This window comes from Pseudohalioglobus lutimaris, from assembly GCF_002866825.1.
GTDB lineage: Bacteria > Pseudomonadota > Gammaproteobacteria > Pseudomonadales > Halieaceae > Halioglobus > Halioglobus lutimaris.
The window spans coordinates 1-21,615 of record NZ_PKUS01000050.1 but is presented as its reverse complement, the minus strand read 5'-3'; the positions used below and the strand labels follow the sequence as shown (position 1 = coordinate 21,615).

Below are 21,615 nucleotides of genomic sequence, written 5' to 3'. Positions count from 1 at the left end.
AACGATGCATCGCCGATGGTAGTGTGGAGTTTCTCCATGTGAGAGTAGGTCATCGCCAGGCTTCTAAAAAAAGAAAAACCCGTAGCACGCGCTGCGGGTTTTTTTTCGTTTTCCATATAGCCATCATGCGCTCTTGCGAGTTTGTCTCGACGTAATCACCGCCGTATATAGCTGCAAGTACTGAGCACTGCAGCACTTGCACATCGTGTTTTCAAAGTCATGAGCGGGGCGATGCGGCTTCATGTTCTGTAACATACATCCCATTAACTTTGTTTTGCCTTCTTACTACGAGGGAAGCAGGAGGCCCTGAACGGTGCTTCTGGTGAGCCTGTTGTTCTGTCAGGGTACAGGGAGCGCAGGGTTAAATCGCCTGATCGCGCCCATTGTTTCCGGGTTGTGGGCGATTAATCTGAGGTGCTGGGTTTTATAGCGAATGCGTAGAGTGAACATCCTTCCCTATTGTTCTGCACACTCTTGAAGGAAAGTAGAGATTAAAAAAAGCCGCGGATAACCGCGGCTTTACAGTAGTAATTAACTATTGTGCTATGGGGTAGGGCATAGCGGGTCGGGCGCAGTGTCTACCAGGTTCGCAGAACAGATCCACCCCTTCGAGAACTCCGGGCCGCCATCTTTAGGGGTCAGTGAAATAGTCAACTCGCCAGTCGTACTGGGCGCCGGGCCGGCACAGGAGTCATATTCGACTACACCAGCCTGGGTAAAGCCGATAGTGAATGCGCCCGGTGCGGTAGTGTTGGGCACCTCGTAGCTGGTTTTACCTTCAATGGTGCAGGGCTCGCCCGCAGTAATGCTTACAGTCGAGCCGGCAGTGGGCTTGTTGTTAAACAGGTCAGCGACATAGGCAGTGTAAGTGTTGCCGGCAGTAGTGCTGCTAACGGGTGTGCGCCCACGGTACAGTGAAACAGCCCAGTTAGGGTCAGCAGAGAGGATCAGCACGGCGCTGTCACGTACGTTCAGCAATTCACGGGTACACCAGATGCCGTCACCCTCCAGGGGGCAAAGCAACCCGTTGTACACAGCCAGTACACCTTCGTCGGGATAACCATTGCCAATATCATCGCCATCGGCGTCGAAGAAACCGTTGTTGTTGTAGTCAATAAAAATCTCTTCAGAACCTGCGCGACAGTTGAGAGAGCTCTCGTCGGGGTTGCAGGCCTGCGAGGCCGGGTCGTAGAAGCCATTCTCGCTGTTGTCCAGGAACGCTTCAGTCAGGTTGGACCAGAGGCCATCCTCTGCTTCATCCTGGTCAAATATGCCATTACCGTTACGGTCGATGAAGGACTCTTCGCCGATCGCGGTAACCAGGATAGTGGAACGGCCACCGCGGATAGGGCCCAGGTCATCAGGGCAGGGTCCGCTGCTGCCGTTATGGCTGGGGCAGTTGTATCCAGGGCTGTTGATGGTAACAACCAGATCCTGATTATCGTCCAGAGTGGGTACTCGCGGTGCCTGGCTGGTCCAGACGACAGAGCAAGCCCCCCCGACGGTTTTACAGGTCGACTCAATGGCGCCGTATTCGGTTGTGAAAACGGCCGGGGTGCCGTCGGGAACAGGGTTGTTGAATTTGTCCGCCATGCGCACGATGAGGTTGCGGGTGACGCCGTCTTTTGTCATGCCTTCTTCGACCACAAACCCACCTTCCACGGAGAGGGAGATAGAGTTCTGGTCGGGCAGGCCGGTACTGACGGTAATGACATCGGAAACAGCGGAAACGTTGCTGGTGTCACCTGAATCGGCTGTGGCGATCACACGGACCCCGGTGGCCACGTCACCTGAAGAAACGATGGTCGTTACCAGTCCCTCGGCGTCGCTGACTGCTGAGGTGGGAGACAAGCGTAGCTCACCGACGTCAGTGCTCAGGTCAAAGCTCACCCTTACACCCTCAAGCGGTTCGTTAGCAGAGTTTACCGCCTGGAATGTCACAACAGATCGCTCTGGACGCTCTGCGCCGCCACCAGTGCCCCTGAGCACAATCAGCTCGGGGGTGGCGCTGACGAACAGCATTCCATTGGCGCTGGGCGCGGCGACTTCGACATCGCCGACGGCCTGTGCGGCACTGCCAATCAGCCTGGCTGTGACCGTGTCCACGCCTTCACAACCGTTGGCAAGATAAGTAACAGTGACCTGGCCGGTAACAGTCGCGACGGGGTTGGCTGGTTCAGTTGTCGCATCGCCGGAGTCCAGGCAGGGGCTGCTGATGCTTATGCTTTCAGCGCTCTGAACGGGTAAGCCGTTCTCCTCAACGATGGCCAGGGTGAGTATCGCCTCTCCCTCAGATGAAATGGGGCCGCTGGGGGAGATTTTTATTTCATTTTCGAAGAATGTTCCACTCTCGAGGTAGCCGAGTCTCAGTCCTGTCTCTCCCAACTGGAAATTGACCCTCTCAGTGACAGTGTTGCCGACTTCATCGTTGACGCTGACCTCGATGGTTCCGGCGCCTTTACCTTCACCGGCTTCTATTCGAAACGTGACAAAGCCATCGGAATTGGTCAGTTTAGAGCCGCTCGATGGGAACAGCAGGCCGCTGTCAGTAGAAGCCAGGACGATAACATCAGGGACCGCAGGACCTTTCTTGCCATTCCGGGTGACAAAAACCTGCAGTGTACCCGGGGAGGTGCTGCTGACTATGCTGGTGTCGTTGCCATCAGCATCTTTCAGTGCGACCTGCAGAAAGTAGGTATCGCTACCGTTACCGCTGCCGCCAGAGTCTCCTTTGAAGCCGCCACCTCCGCCACCACCGCCGCCGCAGGCGGCTATAGCGAGCATCATGGTGAAGGCGACAGCCATGCGGCTGGTTAAAGTGGCGAATCGTCTAGTCATCTCTATCCCCTGTTGCTCGCTAAGCAGCGAGTCTTAATATTGTGATTCGGCATCTTCTGGTTCGGTCTGCCAAAACCAGTGTCGTAACTTTCCTTGTATCAACGTCAGCCAGCTTACCATGCGATCAACAAAAAACCTCATGGAAACATGGTGATAGACGGGAATTGTGGCTAATTACACAAACTTCCAAGATGCACCATCAGGGTCGATGATAGCTTTACCCAAATGGATTTAAAGAAAAATCTTCGAAAAAGTTGGAAAACGACGCTGGCTGGCCGAATTTGGGCAGATTTGGCATAAGATTGGGTGGGCAGAGACCCTGGGCATTCAGGAACTGTTAATATGCGCGGATGAATCCCTTATCGGCAAGCGCCTCGCGAATTACTGTTTCTATCGTGGTTCATAACAGCGCGCTTGGGTTGTTGCGGAAAACGCTGCTCAGCCTCGACCGGGCGGCAGGGTTTGTGGTGTCAGGTGCAATAAGTGGTCTGGACGTCACCATTGTCGACAATGGCTCGGCCCCAACTTATCAGCAGCAGCTGACAGCTTTGCTGGATGAGTTCAGTTCCAGGGGAGAGCTGCGCATTGATCTGCTTCAACTGCCTGTGAACCTCGGTTTTGGCGCGGGGCATAACCGGGTATTGACCGGGGCCACCGGTTGCTACTTCCTGGTGCTTAATCCTGACGTAGAACTTGACCCGGATGCGCTGGCTTTAGGTTGCCGCCGCCTCCAGGAGGATAACAGCGTGGTATTGCTCAGTCCCTACGCCGCTGGAGCCGATGGCCGGCAGGAATTCCTGTGTAAGCGCGAGCCTTCTGTGCTGGTCCTTGTGCTACGGGCATTCTTCCCCGGACTAGGGCGGCGCTTCTTTCCCGGGCGCATGGCCAAATATGAAATGAGCGATGTATGTGCGGCCGATGCAGAAGTGGTGGTCCCCCTGGCGAGTGGTTGTTTTATGCTCGCTCGCAGTGCGCAATTGCGCGAGGTTGGGGGGTTCGATGAGCGCTATTTCCTCTACTTCGAGGATTTTGACCTTTCTTTGCGCCTGGGGCGGTTGGGCGCTGTGGTGTATATGCCCCAGCTGCGGATTATTCATCACGGTGGATACGCTGCCAGAAAAGGTTGGCGGCACCTGCAGATGTTCATGAGTTCCGGGCTAAGGTTTTTTCGTCAGCATGGCTGGCGCTGGATATAGTGCTACCGGGAAAACTGTTACAATGCTGGCCATGAACGAACCGAAAAGGTTGTCCTATCTCCGGGCCATGGGTATAGACAGTTATGTCTCTCGTACCCAGTTGCCGGGTGCTGCGCCGACGCGTCGACTCGCCCTCGTTTGCACCTCGGAAACGGGAGCCGCAACGGCTGAACAAGTAAACAAATCCGCGCCCCCGCAGCGCCCACCCTTGAGGCCGCGGGTTGACACTCAGGCGGAATCTATCGCCAAATCACCAGTCCGGCCAGCGCCGTCTCGCGCGGGGTCAGCTGCTGTTAAATTCAATCTTGTTGCGGTTTTCGTGGGCGGAGTGGCCTGGCTTGAGTCCCTGGAGGGACTTCCGTTGGCCAGTGAGCAGATCAGGCTTATTCACGCGATGGCGCGGGCAATAAAAGGCGAGGTGGCGGCGCCAAAAGTCGCGCAGTTTGACTGGCCCATGCATAGCAGTCGGCAACTGGATCAGGGCGCTGATGCCGCCAGGGCCGCTCTGGCGGCCTTCCTTCTGCGTCACATTGAGGAACAGCACTGTCGGGCAGTGGTAATGCTAGGTGAGGCTGGCGCTGGGTTCGTCGATACCGGACAGCTGGGTGCCATCACCCATGTGCATACATGCAGCACGATTGAAATGCTGGAGAAGCCTGCCTGCAAGCGCCAGGTGTGGTCAGATCTGCAGCCTTTGACTCTGCGTGCCTGAGGCGCGCCTTCCAGCTATCTGCCCGGCAACGCTGGACGATGGGCCGGCGATGGCGGCGCTGGACGCGCAATTTGCTCTCAACCCCTGGACGACAACAAACCTGGCTCGCTATTGCGAGCATGATCGTTTTCACGCGCTGGTCAGCCGCCAGGACGGTGAGCTACGGGGGTTCCTGCTCTACTCCCGGCTGGTTGACGAGGCTAGTCTGGACAATGTGGTCGTCGGCAGGGAGCACCAGGGCCTGGGGCTTGGTTCCAGGTTGCTGCTCGCGGCTCTGTCCAGAATGGCTGCAGAGGGTTTGTCCCGTTGTGTGCTGGAGGTGCGTGAGTCGAATTTGTCGGCGAAAATGCTTTACCAGAAGAATGGTTTTACGGTGGATGGGGTGAGGCAAGGTTACTACGTCACGGAAAAGGGTCGCGAGAACGCACTGTTGATGTCGAGGAGGTTGTAGAAGTGTCGTTTAATATCTTGGAAACGGAGTGGTGGAGCCTGGCAGTGCCTCCCGAGTGGTGGGCCGAGTCAGAAGACGAAAGCATACTGGTAGGCGACCATGACGATGTTGGCTGTATTGAAATATCCACGCTGTTCAAGGAGACAGGTGAATTCGATGATGCCAGCGTGATGCAGATCGCGGTAGATGAGGCCGATAACCCCCTGGACTGGCAACGGGTCAGAACCGGTGATTTCGCTGGCGTTACAGGGAGTTACCTGGCGGAGGGGGCTGCCATTCGCGAGTGGTACGTGGCCCGCGGAACCATGCTGCTATACATCACCTACAGCTGCGATGAAGAGAACGGGGGCATGGATGATGCCGCCGTGGACGAAATCCTCGAGACGTTGACGGCCAACCGAAATGATTAGGAAATGGTGCCGGTAACGCGAACGCGTTTGGAGCCTTTGACGGGCTTGTCTTTCATGGCGTCCAGGCGTGCCTGGATGCGCGCATCGATAATGTTCTTCACCGCGATCATCAGGCCCGTAAAGATGAATGCACCGGGGGGCAAGATCGCCAGCAAGAAGGACTGGTAATCCTCAAAGACAACCAGCTTCCAGCTAGCGGCCGCCGGACCAAACAGCAGGTCCATGTCTGCAAACAGGGCACCTGTGCCCGCGAGCTCACGCAGGCCCCCCAGCAATACCAGTACGGCGCCAAAGCCCGCGCCCATAATCAGTCCGTCATAAACCGAGGGCAGCAAGCTGTTCTTGCAGGCGAAGGCTTCGGCGCGACCAAGAATCACGCAGTTGGTGGTAATGAGCGGCAGGAAGATCCCCAGAATCTGGTATAGCTCATAGGCGAATGCCTGCATCAGCAGCTCGATACAGGTCACCGCAGAGGCAATAATCATGACAAATGCGGGCAGCCGCACCGCGTCGGAAACAATATTACGAATGATGGAGACACAGGTGTTGGAGGTGACCAGTACCAGCGTCGTGGCGATACCCAGGCCTATGGCGTTGACGACGGAGCCGGTGACGGCGAGCAATGGGCACAGCCCCAGCAATTGTACGATAGCGGGATTGTTCTTCCACAGTCCATTGAGGGAGAGCTCCCGGTAACTGACGTCGCTCATTCTTGTGCTCCTTCCGGGGTGACTGTGGCGGGTATGCCAAAGAGTACCTCACTGTTATCCCCGGCATACTCCAGTACTCCTTTAACCGTAGCGACAACAGCCCGGGGTGTAATCGTTGCACCAGTGAAAGAGTCGAAAACGCCTTTGTCCTTGGTGACCGCCCATTGGCCAGGGAGGGGGTCGCGAAGCGAGCGGCCAGTGAAGTTCAGGATCCAGTCACTTTTAGCGAGGTCCACTTTATCACCCAGCCCGGGTGTTTCCTTGTGGGAAAGTGTGCGCACACCGGCCACTGTGCCATCTGCATTGACGCCGATCACCAGGTCGATGTCGCCGCTATAGCCATCCCTGGCGGTGGCCGGAATGATTGCTGCAACGACACGGCCGTCCTGGCGTGCCCGGTATATTTGCTTCTCCGTGCGCAGACCCAGGGCGCTGATGTCCGCACCCACGGTGATCGTGTCGTCAAGCATGGAGTTGTTGTGCCGCTCTCGGGGTACTATTTGCAAAAGCGCCTTCTCTTCGGCCTTGCGAATTTCTTCTGCGATCCGGTCCTGGGTCAGCAGGTAGGTACCGGCCAGCAGCAGGGCGGTGGACATCGCGAACACTGCCAGCAGTACTGCATTTTTGGTGATTGATTGCCCCAGCATCACCGGTCGCCTCCTTGACGGGCATGTCCATAGGTTCGAGGCTGCGTGTACTGGTCGATAAAGGGTGCCGCCAGGTTCATGATCAGGACGGCGAACGCGACCGCGTCAGGGTAGTTGCCGAAAATGCGGATGAGATAAACCAACAACCCGATGAGGGCTCCGTAGATCAGGCGGCCGCGCACGGAAACAGCCGATGACACCGGGTCGGTGACAATAAAGAAAGCGCCAAACATGGTCGCCCCGCTGAGCAGGTGGAACAGCGGTGACCCACCGCTGGCGCTGCTACCTCCATCGTAGAACAATGCCGCCATAAGCGTCAGTGTGGCGAGCATAGAAAGCGGTGCGTGCCAGGTAAATACCCGCTGGTACAGCAGCCAGAGTCCGCCCGCCAGAAAAGCGATGCTCGCCCATTCCCAGCCAAGTCCACCCCAGCGGCCGAACTGCGGGTTGGCCTGCCAAAGATCCTCCATCAGCAGGCTGTCGTTCTGCTTTAACAGGTCCAGAGGTGTGGCCATGGTCACGCCGTCGAAACTGGCTGGTAGGAAGCAGGCCTGAAGTGCGTCTATCAATCCGGGGAGTTCGCCCGCTCCGCGGGGGGGCGCCCAGCTTGTCATCTGTACGGGGAAAGAGATCAGCAATACAACGTATCCGACCATTGCGGGGTTGAACGGGTTATAGCCCAGTCCACCGTAGAGATGCTTTGCCAGTAAAATGGCCGAGGCGATGCCCACGGCAATCAACCACCAGGGCGAGTAAGGGGGCAGGGCGATACCGAGTAAAACCGCGGTGACCAGCGCACTGTAATCGCCCAGGTAAAACCCCAGGGGCCGTTTGCGAAGTTTCAGCGCCAGGGCTTCGAAAGCCACAGCGAGTATTCCTGCCCAAAAAATATTGACCAGCGTGCCGAAACCAAAAAAGTGGGTGAGTACGATGACGCCCGGGAGCGTGGCCAGCAGTACCTGCTGCATGACTCTGCTGGTTCTGGAGGGCCCGTGAGCGTGGGGTGATGTAATGCGCATCAGGGACACGTCAACAGGTCTCCGCTTGTTTCAGTTGCGCTTTGCCTGCGGCGACTTTTTCTCGCAGGCGCTCTACTGTTGATTCCAGGGCAATAATTATTTTTTCCTCTTCACCCGCAGCACGGCCTTCCTGCAGGCGTGCCTCTGACTTGGCCAGGCGTGCCTCCAGTTTCTGCAGGCTTTCCCTGGCTTTCTCCTCAGGGCTTTTTGCCGCATCCGCTTGACGAGCGGCCATGGCTCGCTCGATGGCGGCCTGGGCGGCATCGTCGGGCGCTGCCGGGGCCGGTATATCCGGGCTGGGGTTTGCCTGCTGGTATGCATGCAGAGCTTGCTCTGCAGCAGCGAGTTTGGCACTGGTTTTGTCGACGCCCAGCTGCAATGCATCCACGTGTTCAGAACCCTCTGCCTTAGCCGCCTCTAGCTTGGTCGAAGCAGTTTCCAGCCGTTTGCGCGTGGTAATCACCAGCTTTTCCAGCTTTTCCAGTTCGCTCTCGGCATCGCCGCCACTGGCTTGAGCTGCCTTCTTTGCCTTTGCCCGCTCAATCGCCGCCTGAATAGGGTCTTCCTGCGCGTCGCCTTGCTCCGCGGCAAGGCGCGCTTTTTCTTCGGCTGCCTTTTTGCGCGCTGCGCGCTTTGCTTCTTTCTCGGCTTCTTCGCGTTCCTTTCGAGCCTGGCGTGCTTCGAAGCGAAGCCTTGAGTGCTCTGACTTCTCTGCGTCCTGGCGAATCTGTATCACCTCTGCCTTGGCCGCGCGGTAATACTGCACCAGTGGGATAGTGCTGGGGCAGACGTAGGAACATGCGCCGCACTCTATGCAATCGAACAGGTTGTGCTGTTCCGCTTTCTCAAATTCCTTGCCCTGGGCGAACCAGAATAATTGTTGCGGTAGCAGGCTGGCGGGGCAGGCTTCGGCACACATGCCGCAGCGTATGCAGGGCTGCGCGGGCGGGGGGGCGGGTAACTCCGCAGCGGAGGGTGCGAGTATGCAGTTGGTCGTTTTGACAATGGGCACGTCGGCGTCGGGCACGGTGAAGCCCATCATGGGCCCCCCCATGATTAGTCGTTGGTTTTTAGCTGCCTGATAACCTGCCGTTTGTAACAAGTAAGACATGGGAGTGCCGATCAAGGCCTCGAGGTTTTGGGGCTCTTCAACGGCTTCACCGGTAACGGTGACGACCCGGGAGATCAGCGGCTTCCCTTCCAAAATGGCATCACGCACCGCGACAGCAGAGCCGACGTTCTGGCAGATAACCCCGATATCTGCGGGCAGGCCCCCGCTGGGAACTTGTTTACCGGTGAGGATTTCGATCAGCTGTTTTTCGCCGCCGGAGGGGTACTTGGTGGGGAAGACCACTATCTCGATTCCGGTGCCCTGGGCCGCCACCTGCATCGCAGCGATGCTCTCGGGCTTGTTATCCTCTATACCGATGAGGACTTCAGACGGTTCAATCAAGTGAGAGAGGATCTGTGCGCCTTCGATAATATGCTGCGCACGCTCGCGCATGAGTATGTCGTCTGCTGTAATATAAGGCTCGCACTCGGTACCGTTGAGTATCAGCGTTGCTATAGGTGCCTGCGGTTTGACCGTGAGCTTGACTGCTGTTGGAAATCCTGCGCCGCCCATGCCGGCTATTCCCGCGTCGCGAATCCGTGCCAGCAAGTCCGCTTTGTCCACACTGTGGTAGTCGGCAACGGGTTGGCATTCCTGCCACTGATCAAGGCCGTCGCTGGTGATGACGATGCATGGGGCGCTGAGACCAGAAGGGTGGGCAATTAGCCGGTCTTCTATTGCTGTAACCTGCCCTGAAGTCGGTGCATGTACCGGCACGCTGACGAAGCCGCTTGCGGCCGCTACCACTTGTCCTTTGAGTACCCGCTGACCCACTTCGACAATGGGTTCTGCCGGAGCGCCGATATGCTGGGAAAGAGGCAGTATGAGTTCCGCCGGCACACCGGCGCTGGCAATAGGCGTGCGCAGGGACTGGTGCTTGTTTTCCGCTGGGTGAATACCACCGTGGAAGTCGAATACTTTTCTCATGCGGCTGCCTCGGCAGCAGCGTCAGTAGCAATGATATCCACTTGCCGGCTGTTGGGGTCTGGTAACTGCCAATGCCAGCTACGCAGCGTTTCATCTTCCGGAATCATGTCAATACAGTCGACCGGACAGGGGTCAACGCAGAGGTCGCAGCCGGTGCACTCGCTGACGATAACCGTGTGCATGTGTTTTGCCGCGCCCAGTATCGCATCCACAGGGCAGGCCTGAATGCACTTGGTGCAGCCTATACAGTCGTCCTCGTGGATGTAAGCTACGTGAGGTACTTTCTCTTCACCGTGTTCCTCATCCAGGGTGGGCGCTTCAACGTCCAGCAGGTCGGCCAGTGCCTGCACGCCCGCCTGCCCACCAGGTGGGCACTTATTGATTTCTTCGCCCGCAGCGATGGCTTCAGCATAGGGTCTGCAGCCCGGGTGGCCACACTGCCCACACTGGGTCTGGGGGAGAATGGCGTTAATCTGGTCGACAATGGGGTTGCCCTCGGCCTTGAAACGAACTGCAGCGTAGCCAAGGATTGCGCCGAAGACCGCGCCCAGGGAGACCAGGGCAAAAAGAGCGGCGAGCAGAGGGTACTGGGCGATCAATGCGTACATCTGTTTCTATACCAGTCCAGCAAAACCCAGAAATGCCAATGACATTAAACCGGCTGTGATCATACCGATTGCCGCGCCCTGGAACGGCTCCGGAACATCGGCGACGGCCAGTCGCTCGCGCATCGCTGCAAACAGCACCAGCACCAGGGAAAAGCCCACCGCGGCTCCAAAGCCGTAGAACAGCGATTGGGTGAATGAATGATCCTTGTTGATGTTGAGCAGCGCGACCCCGAGTACAGCGCAGTTGGTTGTGATCAGCGGCAGGTAAACACCCAGCACACGGTGCAGCAGCGGACTGGACTTGCGCACCACCATCTCGGTGAATTGGACCACGACGGCGATGACTAAAATGAAGGAAATGGTTTTCAGGTACTCAAGGCCGAGCGGGGCGAGCAGGAAGTGATAAGTGAGGTTGCTGCAAGCAGACGCAAGGGTCAGCACGAACGTCGTCGCCATGGACATGCCCATGGCGGTTTCCAGTTTATTGGACACACCCATAAATGGGCACAGCCCCAGGAACTGCACCAGCACGAAATTGTTGACCAGAATCGCGCCGATCAACAGTATGGAATAGTCCGCCAACATAGTAAGGTTTTCACCGTTTTACCGCATGTATTGCGGTAAGGTTATCTCCGTGATTTCAGGCGCATATTCTATCCTTAACGGCGCTGGATAGCAGTACGTATTTGCAGACTAACGACTATTAGTCCAGGGCCCGGCTGCAATGGTATTCCCGGTATGCATACTCAGCAGTTCCCGGTGAAACGTGGAGCAATAGTTGTCGTGGTCTGTACTCTACTTGACTGGCATTCCGGGGCGAGCGCCGGCATGAGGCTCGAGCAGGTAGATGTCCTCACCTCCGGGTCCGGCAGCGAGGACCATGCCCTCGGACACACCAAAGCGCATTTTTCTCGGGGCAAGATTGGCGACCATGACCGTGAGCTTGCCCACCAGGTCTTCGGGCTGGTAGGCGGCCTTGATGCCCGCAAACACCTGCTTGCTTCCAAGGTCGCCCAGATCCAGGGTCAGCTTAAGTAATTTGTCGGCGCCCTCGACGTGGTCTGCAGCGGTAATTTCGGCGATGCGCAGGTCAATTTTGGCGAAGTCATCGAATTGGATGGTTTCGCTCTCCAGTGCGGGCGCTGCCTTCGGCGCCGGTGCGGTCTTGGCCGGTTCTGCGGTTTTGCTGGACTCCACCATGGCTTCCACATTTTTCAGGTCGATCCGCTGGATCAGCGGTTTGAACGCGGATAGTTCATGGTCAACCAGCGGGGCGTCCAGCGAGGTCCAGTCCAGCGAGGTATTGAGAAAAGACTCTGACTTTTCAGCCATCGCGGGGAGTACTGGTTTGAGATAGGTCATCAATACCCTGAACAGGTTGATGCCCACACTGCACACCTCGTGTACCTCCGGCTCCCTGCCTGCTTCTTTGGCGAGAACCCAGGGTTTCCGGTTGTCTATATATTGATTTGCGCGGTCAGCGAGGGCCATGACCTCGCGCACCGCCGTGTTAAATTCGCGCTGCTCGTAGAGCACTGCGATGCTGTCTCCGGCGGCGATGAAGTCTTCGACCAGTTCCTGTTCCATGCAGGTAGCGGTGAGTCGGTTCTCGAAGCCTTTGCGCAGAAAGCCGGCGCAGCGGCTGGCGATATTGACAACCTTGCCGACAACGTCGGAATTGACGCGCTGGACGAAGTCTTCAAGGTTGAGGTCTATATCATCAACTGAGTCGCTAAGCTTGGCGGCAAAGTAATAGCGCAGGTATTCAGCGTCCAGGTGCTCAAGGTAGGTGCTGGCATTGATGAACGTACCGCGACTCTTGGACATCTTGGTGCCATTGACGGTAAGGAAGCCATGGGCGTAGATGGCCGTGGGGGTGCGCAAGCCCGCGCAATCCAGCATTGCCGGCCAGAACAGACCATGAAAATTGATAATATCCTTACCGATGAAGTGGTAAAGCTCAGTATCCGTGCCCGGCTGCCAGTACTCGTCAAAAGGGTGCCCGGTGCGTCGACAGTAATTCTCGAAGCTGGCGATGTAGCCGATTGGGGCATCCAGCCAGACATAAAAGTACTTGCCCGGTTCGCCGGGGATCTCAAAGCCGAAGTAGGGTGCATCGCGGCTGATATCCCACTCCTGCAAGCCTGCGTCAGTCCATTCACGCAGCTTGTTCGCTACCTGCGGCTGCAGGGTGCCCGAGTCCAGCCATGCCTTGAGCATGCTCTCGTACTCCGGCAATTTGAAGAAGAAATGGGTTGACGCTTTGTCCACGGGCGTCGCCCCGGAAATGGCTGAAACCGGGTTGATGAGGTCAGAGGGGCTGTAGGTGGCCCCGCAGTTCTCGCAGTTGTCGCCATACTGGTCTTCCGCTTTACAGCGCGGGCAGCTTCCCTTGATAAACCGGTCGGCCAGGAATAACTGCTTCTCAGGGTCAAATGCCTGGGTGATCTCGCGGGTAGCGATGTGGTTATTGTCTTTGAGATTCTGGTAGATGCGCTCGCTCCAGCGCCGGTTCTCCTCAGAGTGGGTCGTGTAAAAGTTGGCGAAGTCGATAAGAAAGCCTTCACTGTCTTTAACATGTAACTGATGCATGTTGTCGATATGCTGCTCCGGTGTGATACCCAGTTTTTCAGCAGCGAGCATGATGGCTGTGCCGTGCGCATCGTCGGCACAAACGTACAAACAGTCATTCCCCCGGGACTTTTGAAAGCGTACCCAGATATCAGTTTGCACCTGCTCCAGCATGTGCCCCAGGTGGAGTGGGCCGTTGGCATAGGGCAGTGCGCTGGTGACCAGGATTTTACGGGGGGCGTTGGAAGCCATGCTTTGGGGGTCCGGAGCTGGTAAAAAGGGGCGCTACTATAGCGGTTTTGCTCGTTGATTTCATCCGCGCGGAACATCGCCGGGCCACCATTGACCAGCACCGCGCCACTGGTTTGCGGAGGCGCTAGTCCGTATACTACGGCGCTCACAGGAGCAGCCGAATTCGTCGCGGCTCCCACAACAAATGCGATATTTCATGAACGAAATCAAACACATTATTGCCGTTGCTTCCGGCAAAGGCGGCGTGGGGAAGTCCACCACGGCGGTCAACCTGGCCCTGGCGCTTGCGGCCAGAGGAGCAGAGGTGGGGTTGCTGGATGCCGACATCTACGGCCCCAGTCAGCAGGTAATGCTGGGTGTGGCAGAAGGTGTGCGCCCCGAGCAACAGGGAGGCCAGTTCCTGTTGCCGATCAAGGCCCTGGGGTTGAAGACCATGTCTATGGCTTACCTGGTGACAGACAAGACCCCCATGGTCTGGCGCGGGCCTATGGCTGGCGGAGCCCTGGTGCAGATGCTGGAGGGGACCCTGTGGGGACCGCTCGATTACCTGATAATTGATATGCCACCCGGTACTGGCGACATTCAGTTAACACTGTCGCAGAAGGCTTCTCTGGCGGGAGCGGTTATCGTTACTACGCCCCAGGACATCGCGCTGCTCGACGCGCGCAAAGGCATCGAGATGTTCCGTAAAGTGGACGTTCCGATTCTGGGGGTGGTAGAGAACATGGCCATGCACGTGTGCAGTCAGTGTGGGCACGAAGAACACATATTTGGTGAGCAGGGGGGTGAACGCATATCGGCGCAGTACGGCGTGCCGCTGTTGGGCAGTCTGCCACTGGACCGACGCATTCGCGAGCAGACTGATACGGGGACGCCGACTGTGGTGGCAGAACCCGAGTCGTCGCTTGCTGCAGCCTACCTGTCGATAGCCGACAGCATTCAGAAGGCCATAGCCGGCCGGGAGGATGGCGCGGTGCGCCAGTTCCCGGAAATAACAATTTCAGACGACTGAACGGGAAAGCACAACGTGAGTATCAAGTCAGACAAGTGGATCCGCCGTATGGCGCAGGAACACGCAATGATTGAGCCTTTCGAGGCAGGACAGGTGCGGGCAGACCCTGGCGGGAATCGCCTTATTTCCTATGGAACATCTAGTTACGGCTACGATGTACGCTGCTCAAGTGAGTTCAAGGTCTTCACCAATATCAACTCCGCCACGGTGGACCCCAAGGGTTTCGATGAGGGGAGCTTTGTCGATGTATCCAGTGATGTTTGCGTGATCCCGCCGAATTCGTTCGCTCTGGCGCGAACGGTGGAGTATTTTCGCATTCCTCGCAATGTGCTGACTATCTGCCTGGGCAAGTCAACCTATGCGCGCTGCGGTATTATCGTTAACGTGACACCGCTGGAACCGGAGTGGGAAGGACATGTGACTCTGGAGTTTTCCAATACCACTACTTTACCCGCCAAGATATACGCCAATGAGGGTGTAGCACAGATGTTGTTTTTTGAGTCTGACGAAGTATGCGAAGTCAGCTACAAGGACCGCGGCGGTAAATACCAGGGGCAAACCGGCGTCACCCTGCCCAAGGCGTGAGTTTTCGCCTAGCGGCCTTGTAATTTGGCCTCAGTGATCATAACCGTGGTGGTTGAACCATCTTCCACGTGGACCGTTTTTACCATCAGGTAGTCCAGTTCAGGTGCGATCCAGGTGTCTGAGGTGCGGTCGGGGTCATCGTGGATGCGTTTGAAGTGCAGGGTCTGCAACTGGCCCATGGGGGTGTCCAGTACCGCCTCTCCCATATATCTGAGCAGGTACTCTTTAACGCGCTTGCCGTCGGCAACTCGAATGGAAATATCTTCCCTGGGATCCGGGTCGTTCAACAGGAACAAGCGTAACTGTTCCTGTTGGCTGAACCTGTCCAGCGTGCCGTCCTCATAGGGCAGGTCGTACCATTGGTCTTTATAAAGGCTGCGAATGGTGTCTGCGCCTTGCGTGAAATGAATTTCGCGGCGGCGATTGATGAGCCCGGTGCCCTGGTAAACATAAGATTTGGGGATGATTGAAGTGCCGCGGGTAGAGAAAACGCTCATCTCGTGGAAGCCCACCACCATGATCTTGCCGCCATTGGTCAGGGTGTAGCTGTTGTCCGCATTGCGTTCCAGCTTGCGGTTAAGGGTCAGGGCCATCCCCCTGGCTGTAGTGCGGTATTTCGCAGTGTAGGGACTGAGTTCCGTCGCCTCCTGTTCTGACGTCGCATTTGCAGCTCCACCTGGTAGTGACGCAACCGCCATTGCGGTCGCCAGTATGCAGCGGCTAGTGATTGCCGTGAACATAGTCGATGCCTGTGGCAGGTATGGGATCGCCATCAAGAATTGCTCCTTGTTTACTTAATCGTAATCTACCCTGCAACAGCCAGCTGGCGGCAATTGGGTAGATAATATGTTCCTGCTGTATGACCCTGGCAGCAAGGGAGTCTGCGGTGTCGCCGCTTTTCACCGGGACACGTGCCTGGATTATTGGTGGCCCGCCATCCAACTGGGGTGTAACAAAATGTACTGTTACGCCAGCTTCTGCATCGCCGGCATCCAGGGCGCGCTGATGCGTGTGCAGCCCGGGATACTTTGGCAGCAAAGATGGGTGAATGTTCAATAATTTTCCGGCGAAAGGCTCGATAAAAACCGGAGTGAGTATGCGCATAAATCCAGCAAGGATGACCAGGTCCGGATCGTGCCTGCTGATTTCGGCGACCATGGCCGCGTCAAAAGCCTCCCTGCTGTCGTACTCTCGATGATCGATGCACGCCGTGGTGATGCCGGCACTGGCGGCGTGGGTCAGGCCTGCCGCCCCCGGGTTGTTGCTTAGCACCAGGGCGATAGATGCGTTCAGGTCACCGCGCCCACAAGCATCTATAAAGGCCTGCATATTGGAGCCCCGGCCTGAGATCAATATGGCCAGGCGAGCAGGGCGTTGATCATTCACGGGAGTAGTTCTACCTCGTTGTTCCCCTCGGTAACAACCCCTGCCTGCCAGGCCTGGTGGCCGGATGCCCGCAGCGTGTCCAGCGTCAACTGCGCCTGTTCAGCCGCCACGCAGATGATCATTCCTACGCCGCAGTTGAAAGTGCGGTACATTTCCAGGCTGGCCACGTTGCCTTGCTGCTGGAGCCAGTTGAAAATGGGAGGCCATTCCCAGCTTGTTGTATCGATCTGTGCGTTGCAGTTCTCGGGTAATACGCGTGGCAGGTTTTCCAGCAGCCCTCCGCCGGTGATATGGGAAAGCGCCTTGACTTCGACTGTCTTGAACAGCTTGAGCAGTGATTTGACGTAGATGGTTGTCGGTGCCAGCAAGGCCTCACCCAGGCTGCGTCCATCCAGAGGGTCGGACAGATTCGCTCCGCTAACCTCTACGATCTTGCGTATCAGGGAGTAACCGTTCGAGTGGGGTCCACTACTGCCAATAGCGATAAGTGCATCACCCGCAGTAACAGAACTGCCATCGATGATCTTGGACTTTTCCACGACGCCGACGCAAAAGCCGGCCAGGTCGTAATCCTCGCCCTCATACATGCCCGGCATCTCTGCGGTCTCACCGCCCACCAGCGCGCACCCGGCCAGTTCGCAGCCCTTGCCAATACCCTCCACCACCGCTGCGGCCGTATCCACGTTCAGGGCACCAGTGGCATAGTAGTCAAGGAAAAATAAGGGTTCTGCGCCAGCTACCACCAGGTCATTGACGCACATGGCGACGAGATCAATGCCAATGGTGTCATGAATACCCATGTCCATTGCCAGCCTCAATTTGGTGCCTACCCCATCGGTGCCGGAAACCAGTACGGGCTGCTGGTAACCCTGCGGAATCTCGCAGAGTGCACCGAATCCACCCAGACCACCCAGCACTTCCGGCCGGGCAGTACGCTTTGAAACGCCTTTTATACGTTCTACCAGTGCGTTGCCAGCGTCAATGTTCACGCCGGCATCCTGGTAACTCAGGGAGGGTTTGTTGCTGTCTTGGCTCATGAGCTGGGTAATCCACTACGAGGAAATGGCGCGCCATTTTATTACGGCTGGAGCGCAATGGCACCACCCAATATGGAGAAATAGCACCATGCTGCAACTGCCGGGGCTGGGCTGTTACAATGCCGCCAGTTTATATCTCCGGGAATTCTCTGTGTATAAGTGTTTATCTGGGTTAATCGCCCTGGCTCTGCTGGTCATCGCGACTGCTGCCAGTGCCGAGGTCGTCAGGGGGCTGCACGCGGCAACGGTGCCTGTGGCCAATCAGGGGCAAGCTGCCATGGCCGCCGCCGCCCAGGAAGCGCTGGCCGAGGTGGTGGTGAAGGTCTCCGGCAGTGCTGATGCTCTGCAAAACCCGGTCATCGCCGAGGCTCTGCCGGGCGCGCGCAGCCAGGTGCAGCAATATGCTTTCGCGCGCGACGATAGCCTTGAAAGCGGTTTGTCAGCGCGTTTTGAATTTGGTTCGGCTTACGTTAACGGCCTGCTCACCGATGCCGGCCTGCCATTGTGGACGGCCAATAGACCCAGGGTGCTGGTTTGGGTTGCCGTAGAGCTCAATGGAGAAAGGCAGTTGGTCAGCTCCCTGGATACACCGGAACTGGCGGCGCAAGTACTTGTTGAGTTCGACCGGCGCGGTGTCCCGGCCCGGCTGCCACTCTATGACTTGCGCGACGCCACAGAAGTTACACTCGAGGACGTCTGGGAACAGCGCGGCACCGATATAGTGGCTGCCTCTGCTCGCTACGGTGTCGAAGATGTGCTGGTAGGCAGGGCAGTAGTCGTTTCCACGGGGCAGTGGACGGGCGACTGGAGCTACTTCAGTGGTCCGCTGCGGCTGGACCGTTCCAGTAACGCGTCCGCCGCCGGGGGCTTTCTGCAGGTGGGGGTGAATATGGTGGCTGAGGAAATGGCCTCGCGTTATGCCGTTGCACCCAGCGGCGCAGTGGATGCGCGGGTGCCGATGGTTGTCAGTGGCGTTCTTGAGTTTTCCGATTACACGGCCATTGTCAACTGGCTGGAGAGCCTGGAACTGATTGAACACGCCAATATTCAGTTTATAGGCGGCGATCGTATCGAGTTGGGGCTGGATGCCGGCGCAGATGCCACGCAGCTGGCCACTATTATCGAGCTGAACAAGCGTCTGCAACCTGTGCCGGGTGTTCCCGGTGAGCTGGTGTACCAATGGACGAACTAGACCCGCTGGAGCGTGTTGCGGTATACCGGTGGCCGATTGCCCTGGCTGTATTGGCCGCGCTTTCGGTATTGCTCTACCTGCTGCAGCCTATTCTTACACCTTTTGTGCTGGGGGGGCTGATCGGCTACCTGGGTGACCCAATGGTAGACCGGCTCGAGCGCCTGGGAATGCAGCGCAGTCTCGGCGTGGCTATTGTGTTTCTCTTGTTTACAGCAATCGTTGCCGTGGCGCTTATTTTCGCCCTGCCCATGTTGCTGCACCAACTGGATGCGCTGGTTGCGAAAGTACCGGACCTTTATCGTTGGCTAACGCAGGGGCTGATCCCCTGGGTGCAGCAGACATTTGACCTGCCGGATCGTCAGTTACCCCAGGTCGACTGGTCCGGGCAGCTGGCGGACAATTGGCAATCCGTTGGTCGGTTTACCGCGCAGTCACTGAAAACCATCACCGGTTCAGGTGCTGGCCTGATGTTGTGGATGGCTAATCTGGCGCTGGTACCTGTCGTTGCCTTCTATCTGATGCGCGACTGGGATGTACTGATCAGCAAGTCCCTGGACCTGCTGCCACTTGCCTGGCAGCAAAAGAGCATTGAATTGGTCAGTGAGTCGGATGAAGTTGTCGGCGCATTTCTTCGCGGCCAGTTTCTGGTGATGTGTTCATTGGGTGTTATCTACTCCGTGGGGCTGTGGCTGGTCGGTGTGCAACTGGCAATGCTGCTGGGTATTATCGCCGGTCTGGCCAGTATAGTGCCCTACCTGGGCTTTATCGTCGGAATCGTAGCCTCCTGCATTGCTGCCTATGCCCAGTTTCATGACTGGACCATGCTGTTGTGGGTTGCCCTGGTATTTGGCGTGGGCCAGGCCGTTGAAAGCATGGTGTTGACTCCTGTTCTGGTTGGCGACCGAATCGGATTGCACCCGGTTGCAGTGATTTTTGCGTTGATGGCAGGGGGCCAGATTGCCGGATTCGTGGGCGTGGTCCTGGCGTTACCGGTCGCCGCAGTGGTGATGGTTTTCCTTCGTCACGCCATGCATCATTATCGCGCCAGCGACCTCTACGGGAGAGACTAGCTTGCAACGGCAACAGGGTCAGCTGCCGCTTCTGGTGCAGCTGCGAGATGACGCTACGCTGGAGAATTTCCTGCCCACTGCCGAGACGGAAGCGCTTATCGGTGTCCTGGAGAGTCAGTGTGCCGAACAGGGGGAGGCGGTAGTCTACCTGCATGGTGCTGCCGGAAGTGGAAAGTCTCACTTGTTGCAGGCCTGTTGCCATCTTACCGGTGAGTCAGCCCTCTATCTGCCGCTGGCAGAATTGTATGCCTACCCCCCCGAGGAGGTGCTGGCGGGAGTAGAAACGCTTACCCTGGTTGCGCTGGATGATCTTGACGCTGTGATCGGGGAGGAAGCATGGGAGCTGGCCCTTTTTGATCTCTACAATCGCGCCCGCGAATGGGGCTGTAGGCTGCTGATTGCTGCCAGCGGCGCGAGTTGGGGGGTGGTCTATCATCTGCCGGCAGGAACCGATGAAGTAAAGCGGGCGATACTGCGCTTTCGAGCCCAGCGTCGCGGCTTGCAGATGTCGGAGGAGGTCGTTGCCTATATCTTCGCGCGTGCTCGTCGCGACCTGGCGCAATTGCTTGAGGTCCTGGACCGGCTGGACAGAGCCTCGCTTGCCGAGCAGCGTGCACTGTCCATCCCTTTTATCAAACAGACCCTGGATTGGTGATATTGCTGCTTTAGGTCTCATTTCATGAACTTTTCGGCATCCAGTGCTATTATCGACGCTAGAAAACAACCAGAAAGTGGAGTTACCACAAAATGAAGAAGCATTTACTCGCAACCGCAGTCGCCTGCGGGTTTTCGCTCGCCGCTGTTGCCCCCATGGCATCCGCCGAGATACCGCTTACCCTTAATATGGGTATGGGCTTGTGGAAGAACGACGGCGAACGCGAACTCGATGACACTACCACCCCTTGGGCTGGCCTCGAATGGGCGTTCAACGACAATTGGGCGGCAGAAGTCCTCTACGCGGACGATGACGCCCGCTTCGAGAATGGCGGAGGCCGCGCGGACATCACCACCTGGCAGTTGGGCATGCTTTATTACGGGGGCAGCTATATCGGTGGCCCCAATCGTATCCGCCCATACCTTGCGTTTGGTGCAGGTGAAATCGACGTTGACTATGGCGATGCTGACACCGTGGAAACCACAGTGAATGGTGGTATTGGTGCGCGCTGGATGATCACGCCAGAGTTTGGCCTGCGCGCTGAAGCTCGTATGCTTTACAGCCTGGATGAGTCCAGGAAAGACACGCTGTTGTCTGTTGGTATTAACTATTACCTGGGCAAGACCAAGGCTGACCCTGCACCGGTTCAGCAGATTGGTGATGAGGATGGCGATGGCGTGACTGATGACATTGACCAGTGCCCTGGCACCCCCGCAGGCACGCGGGTTGATGCAGTAGGTTGTCCGCTGCCGGTTGCCCAGGTGGCATCGATCAAGCTGATGGTCAATTTCGGCTTTGACTCTTCCACGGTACAGGAACAGTACTTTGCTGATCTCGGTGAACTTGCGGCCTTCCTCAAGCGCTTTGAGGACGTATACGTGGACATCGAAGGCCACACCGACAGCACAGGTCCTGAAGAGTACAACCAGTCACTGTCCCAGCAGCGCGCGCAGGCCGTTGTGGATTACCTGGTTGCCGAGCACGGTATTGCTCCCCAGCGCCTTGAGCCCAAGGGCTACGGTGAGACGCAGCCCGTGGCTGACAACAACACTGAAGAAGGACGTGCTGCAAACCGCCGTGTGATGGCGACCCTGGAAGTAGAATTCGAGGAGTAAGCAGTAAGCAGCGCTGCCAGGCAGCGAAATAAAAAAGGCGGGTTTACCCCACTGCTGTCCCACAATTAGGGACGAAATAGAAAAGCCTGAATCTCAGTAGTTATAATGATT

Annotated in this window: 21 protein-coding genes; 10 read left to right on the top strand and 11 right to left on the bottom strand. The window is 57.2% G+C overall.

What is annotated here, in order from left to right; translation table 11 throughout:
- Nucleotides 1–543 precede the first annotated feature (543 nt).
- Nucleotides 544–2,838, bottom strand: coding sequence for a hypothetical protein (locus C0039_RS20270; protein WP_133126061.1), 2,295 nt, complete (start codon nucleotides 2,836–2,838; stop codon nucleotides 544–546).
- A gap of 350 nt (nucleotides 2,839–3,188) precedes the next feature.
- Here C0039_RS20270 and C0039_RS20265 point away from each other — a divergent pair, with 350 nt between their 5' ends.
- From C0039_RS20265 to C0039_RS20250, 4 genes are all read left to right on the top strand, one after another.
- Nucleotides 3,189–4,034, top strand: a complete 846-nt coding sequence (locus C0039_RS20265) for a glycosyltransferase family 2 protein (RefSeq protein ID WP_101519139.1) — start codon at nucleotides 3,189–3,191, stop codon at nucleotides 4,032–4,034.
- A 328-nt stretch (nucleotides 4,035–4,362) separates the two neighbouring features.
- A complete protein-coding gene (locus C0039_RS21145) occupies nucleotides 4,363–4,746 on the top strand; it encodes a hypothetical protein (protein ID WP_165787205.1) in 384 nt (127 codons plus the stop codon).
- On the top strand, nucleotides 4,739–5,197 hold the full coding sequence (rimI, locus tag C0039_RS20255; protein ID WP_075998666.1) for a ribosomal protein S18-alanine N-acetyltransferase: 459 nt from the start codon (nucleotides 4,739–4,741) through the stop codon (nucleotides 5,195–5,197). Before C0039_RS21145 ends, rimI begins: the two co-directional genes overlap by 8 nt.
- Nucleotides 5,198–5,199: 2 nt before the next feature.
- A complete protein-coding gene (locus C0039_RS20250; RefSeq protein ID WP_232334853.1) occupies nucleotides 5,200–5,607 on the top strand; it encodes a hypothetical protein in 408 nt (135 codons plus the stop codon).
- On the opposite strand, the gene C0039_RS20245 is transcribed toward C0039_RS20250, so the two are convergent.
- The 7 genes from C0039_RS20245 to metG all read right to left on the bottom strand — a co-directional run bounded on the left by C0039_RS20245 (nucleotide 5,604) and on the right by metG (nucleotide 13,452).
- Nucleotides 5,604–6,317, bottom strand: coding sequence for an electron transport complex subunit E (locus tag C0039_RS20245; RefSeq protein WP_101519138.1), 714 nt, complete (start codon nucleotides 6,315–6,317; stop codon nucleotides 5,604–5,606). The two genes, C0039_RS20250 and C0039_RS20245, sit on opposite strands and share 4 nt — an antisense overlap.
- A complete protein-coding gene (gene rsxG / locus C0039_RS20240; RefSeq protein WP_075998664.1) occupies nucleotides 6,314–6,964 on the bottom strand; it encodes an electron transport complex subunit RsxG in 651 nt (216 codons plus the stop codon). The genes C0039_RS20245 and rsxG overlap by 4 nt, the downstream gene beginning before the upstream one ends.
- The gene (gene rsxD, locus C0039_RS20235) at nucleotides 6,964–7,992 is read right to left on the bottom strand and encodes an electron transport complex subunit RsxD (RefSeq protein ID WP_075998663.1); all 1,029 of its coding nucleotides are present in this window, start codon (nucleotides 7,990–7,992) and stop codon (nucleotides 6,964–6,966) included. The genes rsxG and rsxD overlap by 1 nt, the downstream gene beginning before the upstream one ends.
- Before the next feature lies 1 nt (nucleotide 7,993).
- A complete protein-coding gene (gene rsxC / locus C0039_RS20230; RefSeq protein ID WP_075998662.1) occupies nucleotides 7,994–10,021 on the bottom strand; it encodes an electron transport complex subunit RsxC in 2,028 nt (675 codons plus the stop codon).
- The gene (gene rsxB / locus C0039_RS20225) at nucleotides 10,018–10,629 is read right to left on the bottom strand and encodes an electron transport complex subunit RsxB (RefSeq protein ID WP_075998661.1); all 612 of its coding nucleotides are present in this window, start codon (nucleotides 10,627–10,629) and stop codon (nucleotides 10,018–10,020) included. The genes rsxC and rsxB overlap by 4 nt, the downstream gene beginning before the upstream one ends.
- Before the next feature lie 6 nt (nucleotides 10,630–10,635).
- Nucleotides 10,636–11,214, bottom strand: a complete 579-nt coding sequence (gene rsxA / locus C0039_RS20220; RefSeq protein WP_075998660.1) for an electron transport complex subunit RsxA — start codon at nucleotides 11,212–11,214, stop codon at nucleotides 10,636–10,638.
- Nucleotides 11,215–11,424: 210 nt separating this feature from the next.
- Nucleotides 11,425–13,452, bottom strand: a complete 2,028-nt coding sequence (metG, locus tag C0039_RS20215; RefSeq protein WP_101519137.1) for a methionine--tRNA ligase — start codon at nucleotides 13,450–13,452, stop codon at nucleotides 11,425–11,427.
- 196 nt (nucleotides 13,453–13,648) lie between these two features.
- Here metG and apbC point away from each other — a divergent pair, with 196 nt between their 5' ends.
- Both apbC and dcd read left to right on the top strand, forming a co-directional pair.
- Complete coding sequence (gene apbC / locus C0039_RS20210) at nucleotides 13,649–14,464, top strand: iron-sulfur cluster carrier protein ApbC (RefSeq protein ID WP_076002064.1); 816 nt, start codon at nucleotides 13,649–13,651, stop codon at nucleotides 14,462–14,464.
- Between the two features lie 15 nt (nucleotides 14,465–14,479).
- Complete coding sequence (gene dcd, locus C0039_RS20205) at nucleotides 14,480–15,049, top strand: dCTP deaminase (protein WP_075998658.1); 570 nt, start codon at nucleotides 14,480–14,482, stop codon at nucleotides 15,047–15,049.
- A gap of 8 nt (nucleotides 15,050–15,057) precedes the next feature.
- Here dcd and C0039_RS20200 read toward each other — a convergent pair whose 3' ends face one another.
- From C0039_RS20200 to purM, 3 genes are read right to left on the bottom strand one after another with little or no spacing between them, the layout of a single operon-like run.
- Nucleotides 15,058–15,822, bottom strand: coding sequence for a DUF3108 domain-containing protein (locus C0039_RS20200; RefSeq protein WP_232334852.1), 765 nt, complete (start codon nucleotides 15,820–15,822; stop codon nucleotides 15,058–15,060).
- On the bottom strand, nucleotides 15,770–16,435 hold the full coding sequence (purN, locus tag C0039_RS20195) for a phosphoribosylglycinamide formyltransferase (protein WP_101519136.1): 666 nt from the start codon (nucleotides 16,433–16,435) through the stop codon (nucleotides 15,770–15,772). The genes C0039_RS20200 and purN overlap by 53 nt, the downstream gene beginning before the upstream one ends.
- Complete coding sequence (gene purM / locus C0039_RS20190; protein ID WP_075998656.1) at nucleotides 16,432–17,472, bottom strand: phosphoribosylformylglycinamidine cyclo-ligase; 1,041 nt, start codon at nucleotides 17,470–17,472, stop codon at nucleotides 16,432–16,434. Before purM ends, purN begins: the two co-directional genes overlap by 4 nt.
- Before the next feature lie 151 nt (nucleotides 17,473–17,623).
- Here purM and C0039_RS20185 point away from each other — a divergent pair, with 151 nt between their 5' ends.
- From C0039_RS20185 to C0039_RS20170, 4 genes are all read left to right on the top strand, one after another.
- A complete protein-coding gene (locus C0039_RS20185) occupies nucleotides 17,624–18,664 on the top strand; it encodes a DUF2066 domain-containing protein (RefSeq protein WP_165787204.1) in 1,041 nt (346 codons plus the stop codon).
- Nucleotides 18,652–19,734 carry an AI-2E family transporter gene (locus C0039_RS20180; protein ID WP_101519134.1) on the top strand — a complete coding sequence of 361 codons (1,083 nt, stop codon included), beginning with the start codon at nucleotides 18,652–18,654 and terminating at the stop codon, nucleotides 19,732–19,734. Before C0039_RS20185 ends, C0039_RS20180 begins: the two co-directional genes overlap by 13 nt.
- A gap of 1 nt (nucleotide 19,735) precedes the next feature.
- Nucleotides 19,736–20,389: a DnaA regulatory inactivator Hda gene (gene hda, locus C0039_RS20175; RefSeq protein ID WP_101519133.1), complete on the top strand. Its 654-nt coding sequence runs from the start codon at nucleotides 19,736–19,738 to the stop codon at nucleotides 20,387–20,389.
- 92 nt (nucleotides 20,390–20,481) lie between these two features.
- A complete protein-coding gene (locus C0039_RS20170; protein WP_075998654.1) occupies nucleotides 20,482–21,504 on the top strand; it encodes an OmpA family protein in 1,023 nt (340 codons plus the stop codon).
- The last annotated feature ends 111 nt before the right edge of the window (nucleotides 21,505–21,615 follow it).